Origin of the sequence: Flavobacterium sp. ARAG 55.4 (genome assembly GCF_051846875.1) — a bacterium.
Classification (GTDB): domain Bacteria; phylum Bacteroidota; class Bacteroidia; order Flavobacteriales; family Flavobacteriaceae; genus Flavobacterium; species Flavobacterium plantiphilum.
In genome coordinates this window covers 179,527-197,979 of the sequence record NZ_JBPYCT010000007.1, presented here as the reverse complement: position 1 = coordinate 197,979, position 18,453 = coordinate 179,527, and the positions used below count along the sequence as shown (strand labels likewise).

The following is an 18,453-nucleotide window of genomic DNA, read 5'->3' as shown; positions in this document are numbered from 1 at the left end:
CCGTTTCCATTTACTGCATTTTGTCCACCTATATAAATTGTCTTTCCGTTTCCTTCAGTCGTTATGATTTGAGAAAACGCAGAATTTTTTATTAGTCCTTCCGGATTTATATGTTCCATTCTATTCATCATTGTTCGTTGTTTATTTTTTTCGCTTGTAATACAACTGTATCAATCCTGTATCAAATGTTTTGGCACTTATAAATTCCAACAGTTGCTTTGGTCTACCTTCTTTAAATAATCTTGTACCATTGCCAACAAGAATGGGCACAATGGAAATAGTAAGTTCATCAATGAGATCGTTTTTAAGTAGTTCGTTAACTAATTCAGCACCACCATCACAATAAATGTCTTTACCCGCTTCGCTCTTAATCTTTGTTACAAGGTCTTTTATGTTACCTGTATAAAATTTAATTCTACCGTTGTCTGGACGTTCCGTTCTTGTAATTACATAAACATCTCTTTTCCCATTATCGTAGTGAGAAGCACCAATCTCTTTTACAACATAATCATAGGTTTTACGACCAATAATAATCGTATCTATGGATGAAGTAAATGCATCATAACCATAATCTTCTCCTTCTTTTTCAACTAACTTTAAAAAACTAAGGTCATCATTTGGTTGCGCTATAAATCCGTCTAAACTGGTTGCTATAAATAGTTTTATTTTTCTCATTTGGTGTGAAATTTTAATTTTCTACAAAAATAGAAAGTTGACTAGTGTTATTCTTTGGAAAAATGCGACAATTTAAAGTTCGGAGGGTAAATACCCTGTATGACGTTTTATAGCATTGGTGAGATGAGAATGGTCATAATATCCACATTCAAATGCTATATCTGAGAATGATTTGTGTTCCTTTTGTGATGCAATTAAATTCATTGCGTATTGTAGACGAATAATGTTTGCGTATTCTTTTGGGGTTAACCCTATAAAGCTGTTAAATAACCTCTCTAATTGCCTTATTGAAATTCCACTATGTTTTGACAATACATCAATAGTCATTAAACCTCTTGACACCTGTATATCATCTATAACCGAACTTAATCTTGTGTCCTTATTATTTTTTCTATCTGTAAAAAATTGATTTAAATAATTGGTGTAGTTATCCTTAAAAAAAAGGTCTCTATCAAAAGATAGATTTTTGTCAAATAGAACTGTATTATTTTTTATCTCGCTGAGAGAGCAATAAGAGAAAAATAATGCTAAAGCGGAAGGTTTAAGACAAACTCCTATAAGGTGTGTGTTTTCATTGATGTAACTTTCTTTAAAAGTAGTCATTGCTCCAACGAGATAGGTTTTACCGTGCTCCATTTTTACAGCACCATTATCGGTAGTGCAGCTATCTCCAAGGTTCATAATCAAACCTGGGCAACCATCAGGGAAAATACGTTCCCAATGATTACTCGATGTATCTCCTGTTAATTCCCAATAGCTGTGAATTTCATTTTGGAGGTTATGACTTGGATTTATTTTTTTATAAACCATAAGCACTTATTTATCTGCTAACTTTCTGAAAAATTCTTGTTTAAATTTACTTGGACTTACTCCATAATATTTTTTAAATTGTCGACTAAGATGACTCTCGTCCGTAAATCCTAGTTCATTTGAAATTTGGCTGATTGTATATTCGCTATATAATAATCTTTCCTCTACACATTTCATTTTGTAAAATGAAATATATTTCTGAAGATTTTCACCTGTAAGTTTCTTAAAATATTCTCCAACATAATTTTTAGAAAGATTAAATTTTTTAGAAATATTATCGATTTTTAAAAGGTGCGGTTTATCTATATTTTGCTTTATATAAGTCAACATTCTATTAATAAGTGGTTCCTCGATTTGTATAATTTCATGGTTGGATACAGGTATAATATTTCGCGATAAAATATTTAAAATCAAAGTTATATACTGTTGCATATTTTGTTCATGATACAAAGCTCTTTGATTATGTTCTATTATAATATTAGCAATAAGATTAGAAATCATTTGGCAATCACTAGTATTCTGGATCATAACGGAATCAAATCTGTTATGATGGTAAAATAATTGTTCCAGTTGCTTTAGCCATTTCAAATTACTATTTTGGTTTACCGCATCTATTTCGGTAGATAGAAATATTTCAGAAAATCGTATAGAGCAAAATTTTGTGGTAGTTAAACTTTTAAAACCTCTACAATCCATTGGTGTAAATAAGAAAATATCACCTTTTTTATATGTATAATTGTTTTCATTTACTATTCTTACTCCACTGCCTTCCATAATTTGAACTATTTCAAAAAAATGATAAACCAGTGCACTTTCCTGCCAATTTTCATTTTCAGAGACAAATAACTCAATTGATTTATATAATTGCTTTTTTTTCATAAACCTTTTGTTTTACAAAAATATCCTCTGTTTTTAAAAATACAGAATCTCTTTGTGATAGTACTTTTGAGTTTTAAACACAAATGTACTTTTTGAACTTATTATCTATATTATTATAAAATGAGAACTCTAGTTTTTTTAACATTATTAATTATTACATATGGCTCTGAAGCCCAACAAAAGAAAAAATTCACTAATCAAAAATATAAAAATGGAAAATAAAAATGTGTCGTATTTTACTACGGGCGATGGATGCAAGATTGCTTACAAAATTGAAGGTAATTTATCAAAACCCGTTTTAGTATTGTCAAACTCTATAGCAACCAATTTTACCATGTGGGATGGCCAGATTGAGAATTTCAGTAAATATTATACGATTATTCGGTTTGATACAAGAGGTAATGGTTTGTCAGATGCACCCGTTGGTGATTATTCCATTGCTAGAATGTCTCTTGATCTCATAGAATTGTTAGACTATCTACAAATAAAACAAGTTCATTTTTGTGGGCTTTCTCTCGGTGGTTTTATTGGGCAATGGTTAGGTATACATGCTTCAGATAGAATAGATAAATTAATATTAGTAAATACCGCCCCTTACTTAGGACCTGCAAAATTATGGAATGAAAATATCCGCATACTGAATACACAACCCAATATGAATTACTTTGAAGATATGTTTATTCGAGGATGGTTTTCAGAAGATATGATTGTTAACCAAAAAGAAGTTGTGTTGCCTTTTCGAAAAATGATCCTTAAAACCTCTCCTGTTGGACTGGCAGGTTCGTATGCAGCGGTTAGAGATTCAGATTTTAGAAAAACCAATTCATTAATTACTAACCCTACCTTGATCATTGCAGGCAAATATGATGAGGTTACTAAACCTGAACATAGCGAGCAAATAAATTCTGCGATACCTCAATCAAAATTAGTAATTTTACCAGTGGTTCATTTAACAAATATTGAACGTAAAATTGAGTTTGAAAAATTAGTTTTGGATTTTTTGGAAAATATTTAAGTTATAGTGACAATCGTGTTTAAGCAAGCTTGGTGAACCTTTTGTAAAACACAAAAAAGCCTTTAAAAAATTATATTGTATATATGCTTAAATAACTATTTATATTCAATTTTAAAACTAGCAAATTATGGAAAAATATTTAGAAGCAACACTTGATAACGGTAAACAATTTTATCAAAACTTTAAGGATAGAGGAGAAATAGTAATGCTAAATTTATTAAAGTTTAAAGAAATAGCTGACTACAAGAGTTTAGAACATCTAAGTCCTAAACAAGAAATTAGTGGTGAACAAGCCTATCAATTATATCTCGATTCTACTTTACCGCTTTTGAACCAAGCTGGAAGTCAAATAATTTACTTTGGAAAAGCTAACAACTTTCTAATTGGTCCGGAAACTGAAAAATGGGATGCTGTTTTATTGGTTAAACATCAATCCGTACTAAAATTTATGGAATTTGCACAAAGTGAAGATTATCTAAAAAATGCTGGTCATAGAACTGCTGCTCTTGAAGATTCACGTTTACTACCAAGTTCTGAAATAAAATTTTAAACATCTAATAGTCAATAAGATTTATTTCTAAGCTGTTTAAACTGCCATAGTTGAGAATGCCTAAAATATCAATACCTGTATAACTTTCTATACGAAGTACTTTATCACAATCCTCTAAATCAAAATTGATGCGATACTCAGGATATAAATGTTTGAGGTCAGCTACTATTTTGTTGGCTAACTGATTATGCGTGACATTGGTTTTGAAAATCTCAACAGCGGTAGAGGTAGTATTAATCTGGGTATTCACTTTCATTTTCTTCAAGTAATTTATATTTATAAAGTTCTTCCATATGTGCAAGTTAAAAATAATATCATTTGGCATATTTACCATTTGGTAAAAAATGAACTGAGATAGCTAATTATTGATTTATTAAAACCATTAAATAATTGCTCTTGTCCAGCCAAATACTGCCTTCCACTGCCAATGAGTACAATGTAGAAAAATACGAAAAAAGACTTTATAAATTAGATTTTGAAATAAAAAAACAAGTTGGATATGGAAGTCTTAGCAGTACAAAAGTCCGTACTAGACGGCATGAAAAATGAGCTAAAAGCACTTTTAGAAATGACCGAAAACGCCACGAAAAAATACACACCGATTTTCAAAGAAGAAAAGTGGCTCGATAACCAGGAAGTGTGTTTGATGATGAACATTACCAAACGGACTTTACAGACCTACAAAAGCAAAGGACTTTTACCGTATTCAAAACTGAACCGCAAAAATTATTATAAACGCTCGGATGTGCAAACTTTGCTCGAAGCTGGACAGCCGGACAATACTACTGAAAATGGATTTATTCACGAATGATAGTGACGAAATCATCGCCCACAGGGAAATGATTACACAGCTACGCAGCCGTATTGAAAGCATATTGAAAAACTACCGCCCTTTAATGAACGGTGAAATATATCTTTCAGGCGAAGACGTGTGTAAACTGTTACACATCAGCAGACGGACTTTACAGCAATACCGTGATGACCAAATACTCCCATACATCCAGATAGGCGGCAAAATCATTTTTAAGCAAACCGACCTTTTACGGATACTTGAACAAAACTATGTCTGCAATGGACAAAAGAACAAGTAACGGATTTCGAGGAATCATATTTCTATATCGAAACGAGTTTAGTATCTTTGCTATGTAAAATATAGAAATACTTAAAGTGTTTTTGCTTTAAGTCCCACATTGAAAACTGGTAATTTTTAGACAACGGGACGATAAGGAAGAACGCTCATGCCATAGGCGTGGGCGCTCGCTTATTCGTTGTCGGGTATACCAGTACCTCAATGTGCGGTAAGTGTAGTTGCCTGCGCTTTCTTTTTGTGCAGGAACTTCATCTAACTCAAAAAAAGGTAACGATATGAAAACTGGTACTGTACAAAAAACAATCTCCCTGTCTTTTATCAATGACAAAAGCCCTGTAACCGATAGTATCTGCAACGACCTTGCTGCATCAGGAATGGAAGTCCTGTGCCGGTCAGAGAGCATTAAAAAAGGGCTCTCACAGTTGTCTTCATTGAATGAACTCCCCAAATTCTGTATTATTGACTTGGATTTTTACGACCAAAATGTGCTTAAACAGCTTCAGGAATTAAGGAAAGAGTACCCTGCAATCAAACTGGTTGCTCATAGTGATATCGATGATGAGAAAGTTGGGAAATCTCTTTTAGACATTGGGTTTTCAAGTTATCTGCTACTTGGTAGCGATGTGGATGATTTTAAGAAAGTTATAAAAATTGAAGCAAAAAAAAGCTAATTATTCAAGATGTAATTTTTTAAAAAATATCTTATTTCTGAGTGTCGCATCGTCCATCATCTTTTTGAAACTGATTACCTCAACATACATATTGTATCCTCTTAAGAAACCAAAATAGCCCTCATCATCAGGACTTTTGGTAAGAGAATGTAATTCTTCAGCAAACTCTCTTATTTTAGGAGTCAAATCGCAAACTACATAAGCATAAACTGGTGTTGATTCATTAACTTTAATCTTTTCTAAACCTTCAGGCATTTCGTATTTTCCTGCCCGAATATCCTTTACATATTTTCCAATTTGCATTATCGGATCATCATCAGTCTTATACGCCTCTCTTTTAGGACGCTTAAACTCAAAAATAGTAAGAGGATTGCTATAATTATTATCCCCGCTTCTAAAGGATTGTTTTTTGTCAAACACCACTAAATCAGGCTCACCCAGCGCATCCTTCTTCGTAGATATTTTCTTGTCTGAGGCGACAAACTCAGAGAATATTAAACGTTCATCCAACAACCATAAATTATGTTCTTGATAATCACAATTTTCAGAAGTCTTGCCCATAGGAAAAATCAGGTTATGAATGTCTCTTTCTAATTCTCCTTTGCCATCTTCCTTTCGCTTAAGCAATTGGCGAAATGCTTCTAAAACAATTTTTCTGTTGAATACATAATGTGCCAGATCACTTTTTCCAATTTCTGAAATCTTAGAAATTGCTTCCGCCATTTGTCCATTATGAGAAACTTCGGGATTCTCTAAAAGGGCTTTAAGTTCAGCTCTTGTTTTTTGCTCTTTTCTAAATTTTACTTCCTGTAAAGCAAGTTCAATGTTTTCGTCTTTTAAGTTATATGGAATAGTAGATATATCTAATTCATTTAGATATGGTTTGTGCCAAGGAGCTGATTCATTTACATAATTTCGTATTTGTTCGCTTTTTTTCTGAACACGAACTTGAACATCTTCTCCAAATGCTTCTTTTGAAATTTCACTTGCTTTTCTTTCAATATCTGCCTGACTGAAAGGGAAATACATATCTTTTGATTCTTTTGGGAAATCGAAAGTTTCACGCTCTAGAGATACATTACTGTCTAAATATTCACCAAGAATATATGTTTTTATTATATAGTTTCTCTTTACTTTATTATCATCTTCTTCGAAAAACTCATCTTCGAATTCTGGTATGTATTTGTGGAGTGGAGTATCTGTAACCTCCCTGTTGTGTCCAGTTAAACTAACTCTACTTTTTTGGTTACCTGGATAATAGATTTTGAAGACTTTTGCAACAAATTCATATTTCTGAAGTTTATCATCTTGAAGTGTAAAATCCTTACTTTTCCAAAGCTTTATTTCATTTATTTCGGTCAGAAAATCGTTTAAGACGATTGAATGATTTCCTTCCGCTTCTTTCAAAATTATGGTTGGAGGAGTGAAAGTATCATTGATAAAGTAAATCAATATCTTATCAAGAATCCGTCTTGCTATCGTTTCTATTTGCTTTTCAAAATTCTGACCGGATTTAATATTTTCCAAAGTGACAACGCTATATGTTTCAACAGCAGTACTTGGCTCAATCTTTTCATCAACAATAATTTCGTATTCTCTTCCAAAGCGGAAGTATCGAGATTTTAAGGATTGATCATTATCTCTAAAAACACTATTTATAAATACATTATTGAAGTATTTAACATACATAAATCTGCCAAAACCTTTTCCACCAATAGACCTTTTGTACTCGCTGTAAAAAGTGTCAAAACTATCTCTGTTTTCTTGTGTAAATCCTATGCCATTATCCCTAATCTCAATACTTTTAACACTTGGTATTGTATTCTCTATATCTAAGACCTTTTCTCGATTTAGAATAATTTCTATTTTACCATTATCAATTTGCTTTAAAACAATTGATTGGATTGAATTAACAATCGCTTCAATAATCGGAGTGTAAATGTTTGACTTGCTACGTATGTTATCAATGGTTCCTTGTATATTTATTCTACTCATCTTGCCTGTCAGTTTATTTAGTATTGCAATACGCTTACTGTCTGATACAGTCTGAGAGGCTAAATCTAACGTGAAGAGTTAGTCAAACATGTAACAAAAACGATTGCCGTTTGTAAATTTATAAAAACTAATTGAAAGCTATTTAAGAATGCTCAAAAAGTGTTTTAGTTCTCATATATAATATTTACAATTTTATTATCTGCTAATTCAAACTTTATCTGCTCATATTTTGAGATGTTCTTTTCTCCTTGATCGGCTGAAATAGGATAATGCTTTACTCCAACATTTACAAATGGTAAATTAAAGCTCCAAGATGATCGAATTTTAAAATCCTTGCCACACAATTGTTGTTCAGATGATTTCAAATATTCTCTGAATTTCGAAAGACCTTCGGTTTCAAATATAGTTTTCCAGTTTTTGCGTTCTTCAAAAGTGATATTCTCGTCAAGATTTTTCACGATACTACTATCGTCGGAAGCGTTACAAGCATTTATAAAATCCCTGATGATTTTTCGTGGTAGTTTCTGAATTGCCCTGTTTTCCTTCTTTTTGTTTTCAATGTAAGCACTAAAATCCTTATCTACTAATTGAGACAACTTATAGTATCCTGAATTAAAGGCTTCTAAAGGAGATTTATACAATCTATCCTTAAAAAATGTTGCTTCATCAGTTTCATTGGTTTTAAAATGATCCAAAAGTAAAAACCCTTTTTCTTCAGTAGCACTGTTAACACCATCCACAATATTTACAAAGTAGTACTGCTCTTTATCTTCAAATAGAACTTTGATTTGAGGATTGAATTTTTCAGGTTTACTTACCGATGCTTTTACAAGATATTTAGTTTCATCTAAAGGATTTTCAATTCTTCTTCCCCAGCCATCAGTTGATAATTCTGATTGGTATCGGGAAATCTGAACTCGTATTTCTTTACGCCCTTTTTCAAGGTCAGTAGTAAATTCATATCCGGGAAAAGAATTGAGAATGGCAGTGTCTAATTCCCATTCCTCATAATCACTTGTAAAATCTATTTGATAGCTAAATTCATATTCCCGAATGTAAACCGGAAATTGGAACTTGTTCCCTATAATTGTTTGCTCTAATAAGGTAATATCGGATTTTCTGTTTACGGCTATTGATATGTTTGTTTCTACCATCTAATAAATTATATTGATTCGAATTATTAAATAGAATGTCATTGATTACACTCTTAAAATATTTTATCTAAATACTGTTCGTAATTAGGTTGGTTCTCTAGAATCACAAAATATTTTACAAAACCTTTTATTGCTCTCTTAAATTCATAAAAATTATCAGCTAAAAGTTCTTTTCGTGTTTTTCTAGTATTTGTGTAAATATTGTCTAAATCAACAATTTTATAATCGATACAGGAAGTATCTGAGTCTCTTCGGGTTCCAAAAAAATATGAATCAAATTCAATTAAAACATCTCTCTCTGTAGCAAGCGATAGATCAATTTTTACCCCTTTAATAAACTCGTCAAAATTTGTGATTTCTTTCAACTTGTTTCTATATCTAAATTCTTCATACTCTGGAGATTTTTTGTTTTCATCTATTTTAATGAAGTTCTGACTTAACATATCTACTAGCTTTTTAGAGTCGCTATATAGGCTATTGTATGTAACATATATCCATTCCTTTTGGTAGTTCAAATCTTCTGTTTTTATTCCTATTCGATTCTCAGATTCAAATTCTTCAACAGTTTTTAAGGTTGGAAGACCTATGCTCTTTATGATTTGATAATTAATGATGTAGGATTTTGTTTTGGTGTTACTAAAATTCATTTTGGGTAATCGAACAATGAAAGCTTCAGATGTTTCATTGCCAATAATTCTATAAATTTCCCAATTCCCAGTACTGTTAGATATTAATTCCAATTTGTTTTATTTGATTTTCTTACTTATTCATTATCTTGATCTTTCGTCTTTAACTTCAAAAGTTTAAGTTTCAATTTTTCTCTTTCATCTGGGTCTTCAACATCTTTTGAAAGAAATTCAGCCATAAAAGAATTGAAATATTCATTAAATTTCGCTACATAATCTTTCGCAATCTTTGCCAATTTAGAGTCGGTATAATTTGTCATGGTTCTTAGCGCCAAGTATATCCGATAAAGTAGATTGATATTATTCTCTTTAAATCCTCTTTCATACAACTTTACTATTTCTTCAGGAATAGAAAGGAAACATTTTAAAATAGACTGTACTATAGGCTCTATGATTCCCTCATGCCCGCTAATCAAATGTCCTACGCCTTCCCAATCAAAGCTTTCCAAAGACTTCATGTTTTCCCATGATCTAACATCAGCCCTGCGAAGAAATTCCTTGCTGGAGCCGACTTCATACATCAAATAAAGATGAAAGGCATATAAAGAGTATTTTTCATTGTCTACTAACCCTAAAGGGTATGAAGCGATTTGAGATAGTATTGCATAAGGAAGAAAATCTGCTACAAACCCACCTTCATCCATATCATCTTCAAAGTTAATTTGGATATGACCTATACCTTCGGAATACATTAGGACTTTAGTTCCGCCTTCGACTTTTTCAAAACGTGGAGGAGTTTTTAGAAGTTGTTGTATTAACTCCGAGAATAGATCTACTTCATTCCTTTTTGCTATTTCCATAAGAACACCAGTAGCAACAATATCACAGTATGGAATTGGGGTTACGGTATCGATTAGCAGTTTACATAACTCTTCATATGATTTACCTTTATTACTTTCTTGAATCAAAAGGTTACTGATTAAAGGAATAGAATGTGTGGCTACTAATTCTTGGAATTTGGGATAGATAATAGTCATCCCGTTCCTGATATCTCTGAATACACCGACCGATGATTTGATCAATGTCTCAAAATCATCTGAAAAAAATCTCTTAAAAGTATTGGTTGTTATAGCTCCACTTCCAGAAGCCATTATACTCAAATCGGCATTACTCTTGCGTAGTTCTTTTTCGGCAAAGAAACAGAATACAATTTTATTATATAGATCCTTAATCTGCTTAGTATAAGTCTTATTGGATGAAAAAGCATACAAAAGATTAACATTAGGAACTGCATCTATTTTCGTAAACTTTTCTTTATCCACTTCTCCTTCTTCACGATATAGAGAAATCAAATGCCTTAATATCCTTGGCTCACGATATTCTGGTGTATAGTGTCCTCCATGCTCAATAGCTATTCTATATTCGTCAAAGAGAAGTTGATTAGTCGCATTGTATTCGTCATCGCTAAGTTCATCAAGTTGTATCAACTGACTCTGTTCGCCTATAATTGTTTTATACTGTCTGTTTTCTACATAAGCAACTCTTTTGTAATTAAATTCATCAATTGTATAAAGTGTATGATGATTTACACCTTTGAAAATATCGATTAATTCGATTATTTCACTTTTGATCGCTTCAGGAATATCATTATTAAAATTATCAAGCAATAAGTAAAATTTACCTTCAGGTAAGTCGGTAAGTGAATTTATGAGCCATTCTCGTATTTTATCCTTAGAAATTGATATTTTGGCATTTTGAGTAAAATGATTTGCTAGTTGCTGAAATATAGAATAGTTATGATCACTACAATCAAGATAGAGGAAAAAATCTTTATTACTCTTTACTTTTAGAAAGAATTGATACAGCAAGTTAGTTTTACCGGAAAATGCAGAGCCAATTATACCGACCAGTGCTGAACCTTTTGAAAAATGAGATAATACTTTGGCTATGCTCTGCCTTTCTATAAGAAAATCAGGGGAAATAGATTTTGTAAAATCATCTAGGTCTCCCAACATCCTCCCAAACTTTGTTTCCGTTATCTGGTTGATGACTTTGGAAAAAAGTTCCGGCTCACGATTTAATAGGAGATTAACAGCATTCTTAAAATCATTTGTGGCGAGGGAAAAGGAATTATTCGTTAGTTTATGGATAAAATCAAAATCAACACTTGTTGTTTCAATTTTTTCTTTTGTGTATGTATTATAAAATTGGTTATCCAAGCCATTAGAAATCAAGGTTAATGGAGGCATAGGATGTACAAGCCTTGCATAAGAAATACCTTGTAAGACATCTTCTTCCATAAGTGTCAATTCTTCTCTTTTGAGTTCCAGCAGGATAATATTTTTTCCTTCAATGGTTAAGAGAATGTCAAAGATTGCTCTTGAAGGATAGTTGGATGGTTCTTTTAAATCAACATCAACATTATGATGTCCAAATTTTATGCTGAAAGATTTTTGGTGCTCAACCTTGACTTCTTTGAAAGTAGGAAAAACTGTAGCCAAAACTCTATCTAACCTAGCTTGTAGTGTAGCTTCATTAATTGCCATGAATGATTATGTTTTTTATTATTCTCTGTAAGCAACTTATTTAAGAAACAAAAGAATAATCGATTGTTAATTCATAGCGAATTTACTAAAATATAAACGTTAGTCTAACCAAGCGGCGTTCTTTTGCTTCTTTTCTTTGGTCGCCAATGTGGCAAGAAAAGAAGTTCCCTAAAACAACAAAAGGGATAATGAATATCCCTCAAATAATGTCGCAAACTGTTTGGTAAAATGTGCCGGAATGAATGGTGGGTAGGTATTCCATTTTACCAACAGGTTGCACCGATTTATGCAAAAAGACTGTCCCGACCATCGGGAGGGAGTGTCTTTTTGCCGCCCGATTTTTCGGATCAGGCGACTTTTATAGGATGGGTGCGGAAATCTTTCAGGTTGTGAAAAAAACCCCTATATGGTGTTAATCCATTTCTAAACATACCCCATAACAGTGAGCAACCCATCTGCACCAATGAGGAATTGATAAACAAGTCCTGCTTTTCCAACGCTTCGGCAAGGGAACAGCTCGGTGTATCGTCTTCCAGTTCCGACTGTTTGAGCAACTCACCAAATTCATCCGTAACCATTGGCAGGCTTGCCACCGTTTCGTATTTCTCGGACTTGGGTTGCTGTATAGTTCCTATTGTAGATAGTATAGCTTGTCCTGTATGTTGACTGTTGCCAAAGTCTAACCAATAGCGTGGGCGGTTGGAATAGGCTTTGCCGTTGTTCAATCCGTTTAATATGTCCGCAATCTCAAACCTTGCTTTTACGCTGTCCACACAAGAAATATAAATATTGGCGAGTGTGTTTTCGGGCAACCTTTCCTTACTGTCTTTTTCAAATTTCCCTGCTTCCGCTTTCCAGTTCGTACCTGAGAAGCGGTTTATGCGGTTAATGATAGCAACAGACTTGTACAAACCGACCTCACTTTCTGCAAAACGCTGTCTTCCTAAATTGGCTTGGGTAATTACATCATCATCCCAAAGACGAATAAACAACCCTGCGTGCCCTAACTCGTTTAGGCTGTGGTTCATTTCAAGCAAGGCAGTCATTACTTTTGAGCCTGTGCCACCTGCACCGATTACGTTTACTGTTATCGGGTTGGTAGGGTTTATCAAATCGCTGTCCATAAAATGGACTTTTAAAATTTCTTTACTCATTACAATATCGTTTTTATGGTCTTGTTTGTATTTTTCAATACATCTTTAGGAAAGGCTTTGTCTGTGTCAATAAGGTCTTTCCAAAGGCTTACACAGTTTCCTTTTACGGGGTTGTGTCCGTTTACCAAGTGGCTGAAATAGCTGTTAAAAAAGTAGCTTTCCCACACTTGCATAAAATCTTCAACCGAAGTGGAATTTTTGATGTTGATATCTACAGTTCCCATACATACGTGTCCGTCCTCGTACACGTTGAAAAATGGTGCGTGAAATAATACGGTATTCTCGGTAGGTCTGCGGTCTTTTTCTAGTGCAAAGACAACTAGGCTCTGCTTACTTGCATACCAAAGCATTGCAGGTATTTCTGCCGTACCACTTGGTATTTCAAGACTTTCAGTAAAGTACATTTTGGCTTTTCGTGCCTTGGTGTACCAAAGTACCATGCCCTTTTCAGTTGGATTAATGTGCAGGACGTTGGTAGGTAGAATACCATCAGATTTTAAAAATGACTTGCTCTTTTCCTCTTTTGTATTAAGTGCTTTTGCCAATACTTTGGCTTCTCTTTCTGTCAAAGGATGAGCGTTGACAGGATTACCGTTCTTATCCATATCAAAATGCTCTACATAGGTGTTTTTATTATTCCCTTTGGTTTGGTAAAAAACCAAAGCCGATAAAGGGTGGTAAAGCGTTCCGAAGTCTTGTGTTATATCTTTCATGTTTCTGTATCTAAAAGTTATTCAGTATGTATATCAATTCCTCAATTAAGGCAAAAACACGGTTTTCAAATTCAAGAGTATTGGCAGTAATATCACTACCATCAAACCGTTTCACAATGGTAGGTTCTTCCATTTGTCCGTATTCCTGCAATTCGGTGTTCACGCTGTCAAAAAGTGTTTGAAACAAAATACCTTTTGCATCAGCACAGAACGAAACGTACTTTTCCATCCCTATACTATTTTCCATATTTTCTTCGTTAACTTCTCCGTTTGGCAGGGCATTGCGGTTTATGGTGGCATTCGGGTATTGTTCATACAGGGCAAAGGCTTCACTTGCCAGTTTGTAGCAATCTTGGTCAAAGCTATCTTTGATTTTAAAGGAGTTTAAACGGACTGCAAATCGGCTCAAATTGTGCTTGTTATAAATTTTCTTTTCCATACGTTCGCCTATCTCTTCTGATTGCCTAATCTCGCTTAAATACGTTGTGGTGTCGTCATTCTCGTCATCACTTACAATCCAATCTGTTACCATTTCATAAATCCAATACAAGTAACTGTTTTCCTGCCGATAATAAGGAACATCTACAATGTGGTATAGGTACGCACACACGGATTGCAATAGCTGTACGGCTTGATTGCGATTGGGATGCTTGGATAGTCGGTATAATGGCACTACGGGAATGTAATACAAGGTTGCACCTGTACTGTACCGTTCTTCACTTACGAAATACATTTTTTTGCTATCCTGTATCAAACGGAGTTCTTCCCAATCACGAAACTTCTTTCTCAATTGTTCCTCTGTATCATCCAAAGCCAAAGCGATATTGTAGGGATAGCCGTATTGCCTAGACTGCATAGGTTGTATGCCGTAATGCCCTGCCAATTTAGAAAGGGACTGATAGAAATCTCTTTCCGTCTTTTCGGATTTTCCACAAGCCTGTACGGTTTGTGCTTCTTGCAGTTTAGGCAGGAATGAGCATTTTAGAAAACCATTGGTAACATCGCTATCGGTACGGATTTCGGTTTGTCTTTTCGTATTTCGTCTGCGTTTTTTTGTCTTTGCATCCAATCTGCAAACTCGCCCAACTGTTTGTGCAAAGCCTTTTGTTTGGGTTGCTGTGGGGTTTTGATGATGCCCGATATTATATTGCGTTGCATAATTCATTTTTTTGATTTTTGGTTTAACCTTTCGTTCCCATTACACTCTCAAATCGGTACTGTACTGTATCGTCACGGATAACAGGGGCAGATACTTTGGCAGTGGTCAATATCGGATAAGAATTTGCATAGAAATTCATCACGGCTTCCACGCTCCATTTGGGTTCTGGGTCGGTCAGTTTAATTTGCTGTCCTTTATCGTTGAGTATAAATACCCTTTCTAATTGCGTTGCTAATAACATGATGTTCGTTTTAAGTGTTAAACAATTGGTTTACTCTGCTCCGAAAAGACTCGGTGTTGAAAACTTCTCCGATAATTCCGTTTTGCGTTTACGGATTTCGTCCGCTTTTTCGGGAAACTCCGTTATATCGGGTACTTTCATCCACGCATCACGGAATTTGCCTTCTTTCTCCAGTTCGTCAGCCTTTGCCATACCGTCTTTATACTTCTTGTCTTTGGCTTCCTTTTCCTTTTTCTCTTTCTCTGCTTTTTCTTTCTCCATTGCTGATTGTTTTTTAGCTTCTTCCAATTGCTTCATAAATACTTCCATATCCACCATTAAGCCCGAAGCCTTTTGTATAGGTGTGGTTATCTGCTGAAAAAATCCCTCGTCAAACTCCTGTGGTGTGGCGTTAAAGGTCAAAGGGGGGATTAGGTTTTTGGCGTTATCTCCGCATTGCTCGTTGTTGAGTATTACTGATACAATTAGGTTGCTCTCTGCTCCTTTGGCTATGTTTAGTTGTAAAACTCCTGTAAAGTCCAACTGTGCTATATGATTGAAAAAATTTGCGTTCATAGTTCTGAAATTTTAATTGTTGTTGTTTTTTTCTTTGCTTTTTCTAGTTTCTCGTGCATATCTGCCCAATAGGCTTTTTGCCGTTTGTCAAACTCAGAGAAACTTTTATCCTCGTGGCGGTACTCTTTGTATTGCCTTGCTATTTCAATAGCTTCTTTGAGGTTCGTTACCTCAATAAGACAACCGTTCAAGTCTGTTATTTTCATAGCAATTATAGTTTTCGTTCTAAAAGTGTTTCTAGTATCTCACAATCGCTATCGAATGTTTCCTCCTCGAAATGGTACGTATCTGTTTCTTCATTGAAATTGTATTGCTCAAAATCCTCGTCTTCCAAATAAATATCTGTGAGTACCTTGTTATGAAATGTTGCTCTGCCATATATTAGATTGCCTATTTCTTCATAGTCGTGTGTGAAATTCACATCGTAATGTTCCGCTATCTTTTGAATGATTTCTATATTAGGCGACCACTTTGTTTCATACTGAAATTGTCCTTCATCGCCCTCGTTCCAATAGATATTGAAGAAATAACCGCCATTGTCTTTAGAAATAAATTCGGGTAATTGTCCTTCTTCTGTTTCTTCTTCCTTTTCCTTTATTAATTGAAAAAGTTCCTGTATTGCTGTGATTGTTTCGGGTTTCCCCTCGAATACAACCGTATTACTGCACCAATTTGCCATAATGAATATTTTTAGTAGGCTACCACCGACTAAAGCGGTAGCCTGTTGTTATTTAATTAAGGTTAAAGATTTCTGCTCCGTCTAATGCAAAGCCATTACACAATTCAAATGCTTTCTGTGACTTGAGTTGAGCAGTTCCACCCAGTACAATACTCTGTAACTTGGCTTCATCATCTTTGTACTTTCTTACGTTCTGATAGTAGCCTGTAACCGCATTATACGCTCCGAACAATGTGCCTTTGGTAGTATTCATTTGTTGGGTGTCGCTTATCATTGCGTATGCAAAGGCATCCTCTACGGTATTTTTGAACAGCGTGGAAACTTCATCTTCTGCACCTTTTTTGATAAGGTCAAGCGTTTCCTTATTCGGGCAAAGTGCCAATTGGATTAGCTTTTTAACTTCACGGTCTGTTACCTTTACTTTTGCCCATTCGTTGAAAATCCCCTCTAATTGGTCGCTCAATGTGTTGGCAAGTCCCATAATCTTGTGAGCGTTCTCGATACGTTGTTTTGCTCCCGAAGTGTGCTTGATACGGACTACATTGGTCATACTTCGTAATGAAGCGTTTAAGGTATTTTGGCAAACAATACGGATTGGTGTAAATGCGGCTGTGATACTTCCGCTACCATCGTGCGAAGTGGTTAAGAAAATGTACTTTTCCGTAACATCATCGCCATTACCCACACGAATATAGTCGGGCAGTTTGGCTGTGATGAAAATGCGTTCTCCGTTCCCTAATGCTCCTGCGGTTTCGTACAGAATGCCCTCGCCACCGCCTACAATGGCATCAAAGAAATTAAAGGCTTCACGGTTTTGTACAATGTGGTAATCCTTGCCGACTACACCCAATACTGCATTGTTATCGGTGCGTATGTTGGCGAAATAGTTAGGTACTTCTAATTCAGTACTGCCTATCTCGATACCGTTGGTGGTTTCGATAATCCCCGAACCTTTTGTAAACAGTAGGGATTTTACGACTTCATAATCTAACCCTGCATATTTGATAGCTTCCTCGCTTGTGGGGTATTGCTCCACGATTTGCCCTAAACCGTGCCACGCTTTTTGTTGTACGCTAAAGAATGAATAACGTCCTGTTCTCTCGTTGAAATTGATATTATGTGCCATGATAAATGATTTTAAATGTTTGAAATATTCGTTATTAAAATGGGAGGTCGTCCTCTGACTTGTTGTTGCTTGTTCCTGTGGTAGTTTGTGCGGTTTCTGATTTCTTGCCACCTCCGTGCAGCTTGATGTTTGAGGTATGGAAATTTAATCCTGCGTGTGCTTCTCCGTCATTACCTGTCCACGCCCTTGCACTTACCCTGCCTGTCAGCTCTACCAATGTGCCTTTAGTGAGTATCTTCGCTACATTTGGGCTTATCCAGTAAGAGCAATCGAAATAGGTAGTTTGCTCTATGCGTTCGCCCTGTTTGTTACGGTAGCTGTCGTTGGTTGCTATCGAAAAGTTTACTACATGTTTTTCTTGTGACGTTGTGCGTACTTCCGCATCCCTTGTCAGTCTTCCTGTGATGTTCATCTTCTTTAATTTTTAGTTATTGTTTTTTAGATTTATTCGGCAATGAGAGGAGGTGCTGTTTCGTTTCATTACCATTTCCAATGTTTTTAATCTTTCTGTCTGACATTTTTTTTATTCGTTTAAAGAGCCGGAGTATGCTATGTTTCGTTTCACGAGCATAAAAGGTTCGTGTTTAGCAGCACCAAGGTTTTGGAAAAAAATACTACCCAAAGGGTGGAGATTATTTTCCAAACTTGCTTGACCTTTGTGATGCGTTAAGAACACGGAAATACCTTTGCTCTTGAAATGGGACAAAAAAGCATACGGGTCTTTGGATAAAATGAATGTGGAAGCCAAGAAGATGGCATTGAGAAATGGTTTACAGTGAATTGAAATAACACTTCCAATTCGCTGAATTTTTAAA

At 34.8% G+C, this 18,453-nt stretch carries 22 protein-coding genes; 5 read left to right on the top strand and 17 right to left on the bottom strand.

All coding sequences use genetic code 11. The annotated features are described in order from the left end of the window. Positions 1-141: 141 nt before the first annotated feature. The 3 genes from ACSV4D_RS10130 to ACSV4D_RS10120 form a co-directional block, all read right to left on the bottom strand. Positions 142-675, bottom strand: a complete 534-nt coding sequence (locus ACSV4D_RS10130; protein WP_439228194.1) for a dihydrofolate reductase family protein — start codon at positions 673-675, stop codon at positions 142-144. A gap of 72 nt (positions 676-747) precedes the next feature. Beyond that, positions 748-1,485: a DUF6597 domain-containing transcriptional factor gene (locus tag ACSV4D_RS10125; RefSeq protein WP_439228193.1), complete on the bottom strand. Its 738-nt coding sequence runs from the start codon at positions 1,483-1,485 to the stop codon at positions 748-750. A 6-nt stretch (positions 1,486-1,491) separates the two neighbouring features. Further along, a complete protein-coding gene (locus tag ACSV4D_RS10120; protein WP_439228192.1) occupies positions 1,492-2,364 on the bottom strand; it encodes an AraC family transcriptional regulator in 873 nt (290 codons plus the stop codon). A gap of 211 nt (positions 2,365-2,575) precedes the next feature. Here ACSV4D_RS10120 and ACSV4D_RS10115 point away from each other — a divergent pair, with 211 nt between their 5' ends. Together ACSV4D_RS10115 and ACSV4D_RS10110 are read left to right on the top strand one after the other, a co-directional pair. Then, complete coding sequence (locus ACSV4D_RS10115) at positions 2,576-3,379, top strand: alpha/beta fold hydrolase (protein WP_439228191.1); 804 nt, start codon at positions 2,576-2,578, stop codon at positions 3,377-3,379. 127 nt (positions 3,380-3,506) lie between these two features. After that, positions 3,507-3,929 (top strand): DUF1330 domain-containing protein, encoded by a 423-nt coding sequence (locus ACSV4D_RS10110; RefSeq protein WP_439228190.1) that lies wholly within the window; start codon positions 3,507-3,509, stop codon positions 3,927-3,929. 4 nt (positions 3,930-3,933) lie between these two features. Here ACSV4D_RS10110 and ACSV4D_RS10105 read toward each other — a convergent pair whose 3' ends face one another. Continuing rightward, positions 3,934-4,185: a hypothetical protein gene (locus ACSV4D_RS10105; RefSeq protein ID WP_439228189.1), complete on the bottom strand. Its 252-nt coding sequence runs from the start codon at positions 4,183-4,185 to the stop codon at positions 3,934-3,936. A gap of 243 nt (positions 4,186-4,428) precedes the next feature. Between ACSV4D_RS10105 and ACSV4D_RS10100 the strand changes: the two genes are divergently transcribed. The 3 genes from ACSV4D_RS10100 (at position 4,429) to ACSV4D_RS10090 (ending at position 5,690) form a co-directional block, all read left to right on the top strand. Beyond that, positions 4,429-4,740 carry a helix-turn-helix domain-containing protein gene (locus ACSV4D_RS10100; RefSeq protein WP_439228188.1) on the top strand — a complete coding sequence of 104 codons (312 nt, stop codon included), beginning with the start codon at positions 4,429-4,431 and terminating at the stop codon, positions 4,738-4,740. A gap of 28 nt (positions 4,741-4,768) precedes the next feature. Further along, positions 4,769-5,020: a helix-turn-helix domain-containing protein gene (locus ACSV4D_RS10095; RefSeq protein ID WP_439228197.1), complete on the top strand. Its 252-nt coding sequence runs from the start codon at positions 4,769-4,771 to the stop codon at positions 5,018-5,020. A 274-nt stretch (positions 5,021-5,294) separates the two neighbouring features. Continuing rightward, complete coding sequence (locus ACSV4D_RS10090; protein ID WP_439228187.1) at positions 5,295-5,690, top strand: DNA-binding response regulator; 396 nt, start codon at positions 5,295-5,297, stop codon at positions 5,688-5,690. Here ACSV4D_RS10090 and ACSV4D_RS10085 read toward each other — a convergent pair whose 3' ends face one another. From ACSV4D_RS10085 to ACSV4D_RS10025, 13 genes are all read right to left on the bottom strand, one after another. Next, positions 5,691-7,685, bottom strand: coding sequence for an ATP-binding protein (locus ACSV4D_RS10085; protein ID WP_439228186.1), 1,995 nt, complete (start codon positions 7,683-7,685; stop codon positions 5,691-5,693). A 164-nt stretch (positions 7,686-7,849) separates the two neighbouring features. After that, on the bottom strand, positions 7,850-8,839 hold the full coding sequence (locus ACSV4D_RS10080) for a hypothetical protein (protein ID WP_439228185.1): 990 nt from the start codon (positions 8,837-8,839) through the stop codon (positions 7,850-7,852). A gap of 53 nt (positions 8,840-8,892) precedes the next feature. Continuing rightward, positions 8,893-9,579 (bottom strand): hypothetical protein, encoded by a 687-nt coding sequence (locus tag ACSV4D_RS10075; RefSeq protein ID WP_144281950.1) that lies wholly within the window; start codon positions 9,577-9,579, stop codon positions 8,893-8,895. A gap of 23 nt (positions 9,580-9,602) precedes the next feature. Next, positions 9,603-12,011 (bottom strand): hypothetical protein, encoded by a 2,409-nt coding sequence (locus ACSV4D_RS10070; RefSeq protein ID WP_439228184.1) that lies wholly within the window; start codon positions 12,009-12,011, stop codon positions 9,603-9,605. A 347-nt stretch (positions 12,012-12,358) separates the two neighbouring features. Continuing rightward, positions 12,359-13,165: a PRTRC system ThiF family protein gene (locus ACSV4D_RS10065; protein WP_439228183.1), complete on the bottom strand. Its 807-nt coding sequence runs from the start codon at positions 13,163-13,165 to the stop codon at positions 12,359-12,361. After that, the gene (locus ACSV4D_RS10060; RefSeq protein ID WP_439228182.1) at positions 13,165-13,878 is read right to left on the bottom strand and encodes a PRTRC system protein B; all 714 of its coding nucleotides are present in this window, start codon (positions 13,876-13,878) and stop codon (positions 13,165-13,167) included. Before ACSV4D_RS10060 ends, ACSV4D_RS10065 begins: the two co-directional genes overlap by 1 nt. 10 nt (positions 13,879-13,888) lie before the next feature. Beyond that, positions 13,889-15,043: a hypothetical protein gene (locus ACSV4D_RS10055; protein ID WP_439228181.1), complete on the bottom strand. Its 1,155-nt coding sequence runs from the start codon at positions 15,041-15,043 to the stop codon at positions 13,889-13,891. 16 nt (positions 15,044-15,059) lie between these two features. Next, complete coding sequence (locus ACSV4D_RS10050; protein WP_013406998.1) at positions 15,060-15,278, bottom strand: PRTRC system protein C; 219 nt, start codon at positions 15,276-15,278, stop codon at positions 15,060-15,062. A 30-nt stretch (positions 15,279-15,308) separates the two neighbouring features. Beyond that, complete coding sequence (locus ACSV4D_RS10045) at positions 15,309-15,833, bottom strand: PRTRC system protein E (RefSeq protein ID WP_439228180.1); 525 nt, start codon at positions 15,831-15,833, stop codon at positions 15,309-15,311. After that, positions 15,830-16,039, bottom strand: a complete 210-nt coding sequence (locus ACSV4D_RS10040) for a hypothetical protein (RefSeq protein ID WP_439228179.1) — start codon at positions 16,037-16,039, stop codon at positions 15,830-15,832. Before ACSV4D_RS10040 ends, ACSV4D_RS10045 begins: the two co-directional genes overlap by 4 nt. 5 nt (positions 16,040-16,044) lie before the next feature. Continuing rightward, positions 16,045-16,512 (bottom strand): hypothetical protein, encoded by a 468-nt coding sequence (locus ACSV4D_RS10035; protein ID WP_439228178.1) that lies wholly within the window; start codon positions 16,510-16,512, stop codon positions 16,045-16,047. Positions 16,513-16,564: 52 nt separating this feature from the next. Further along, entirely contained in the window at positions 16,565-17,638 is a 1,074-nt protein-coding gene (locus ACSV4D_RS10030; protein WP_439228177.1) for a DUF932 domain-containing protein, read from the bottom strand. Between the two features lie 34 nt (positions 17,639-17,672). Beyond that, positions 17,673-18,050, bottom strand: coding sequence for a single-stranded DNA-binding protein (locus ACSV4D_RS10025; RefSeq protein ID WP_439228176.1), 378 nt, complete (start codon positions 18,048-18,050; stop codon positions 17,673-17,675). Positions 18,051-18,453: the final 403 nt, after the last annotated feature.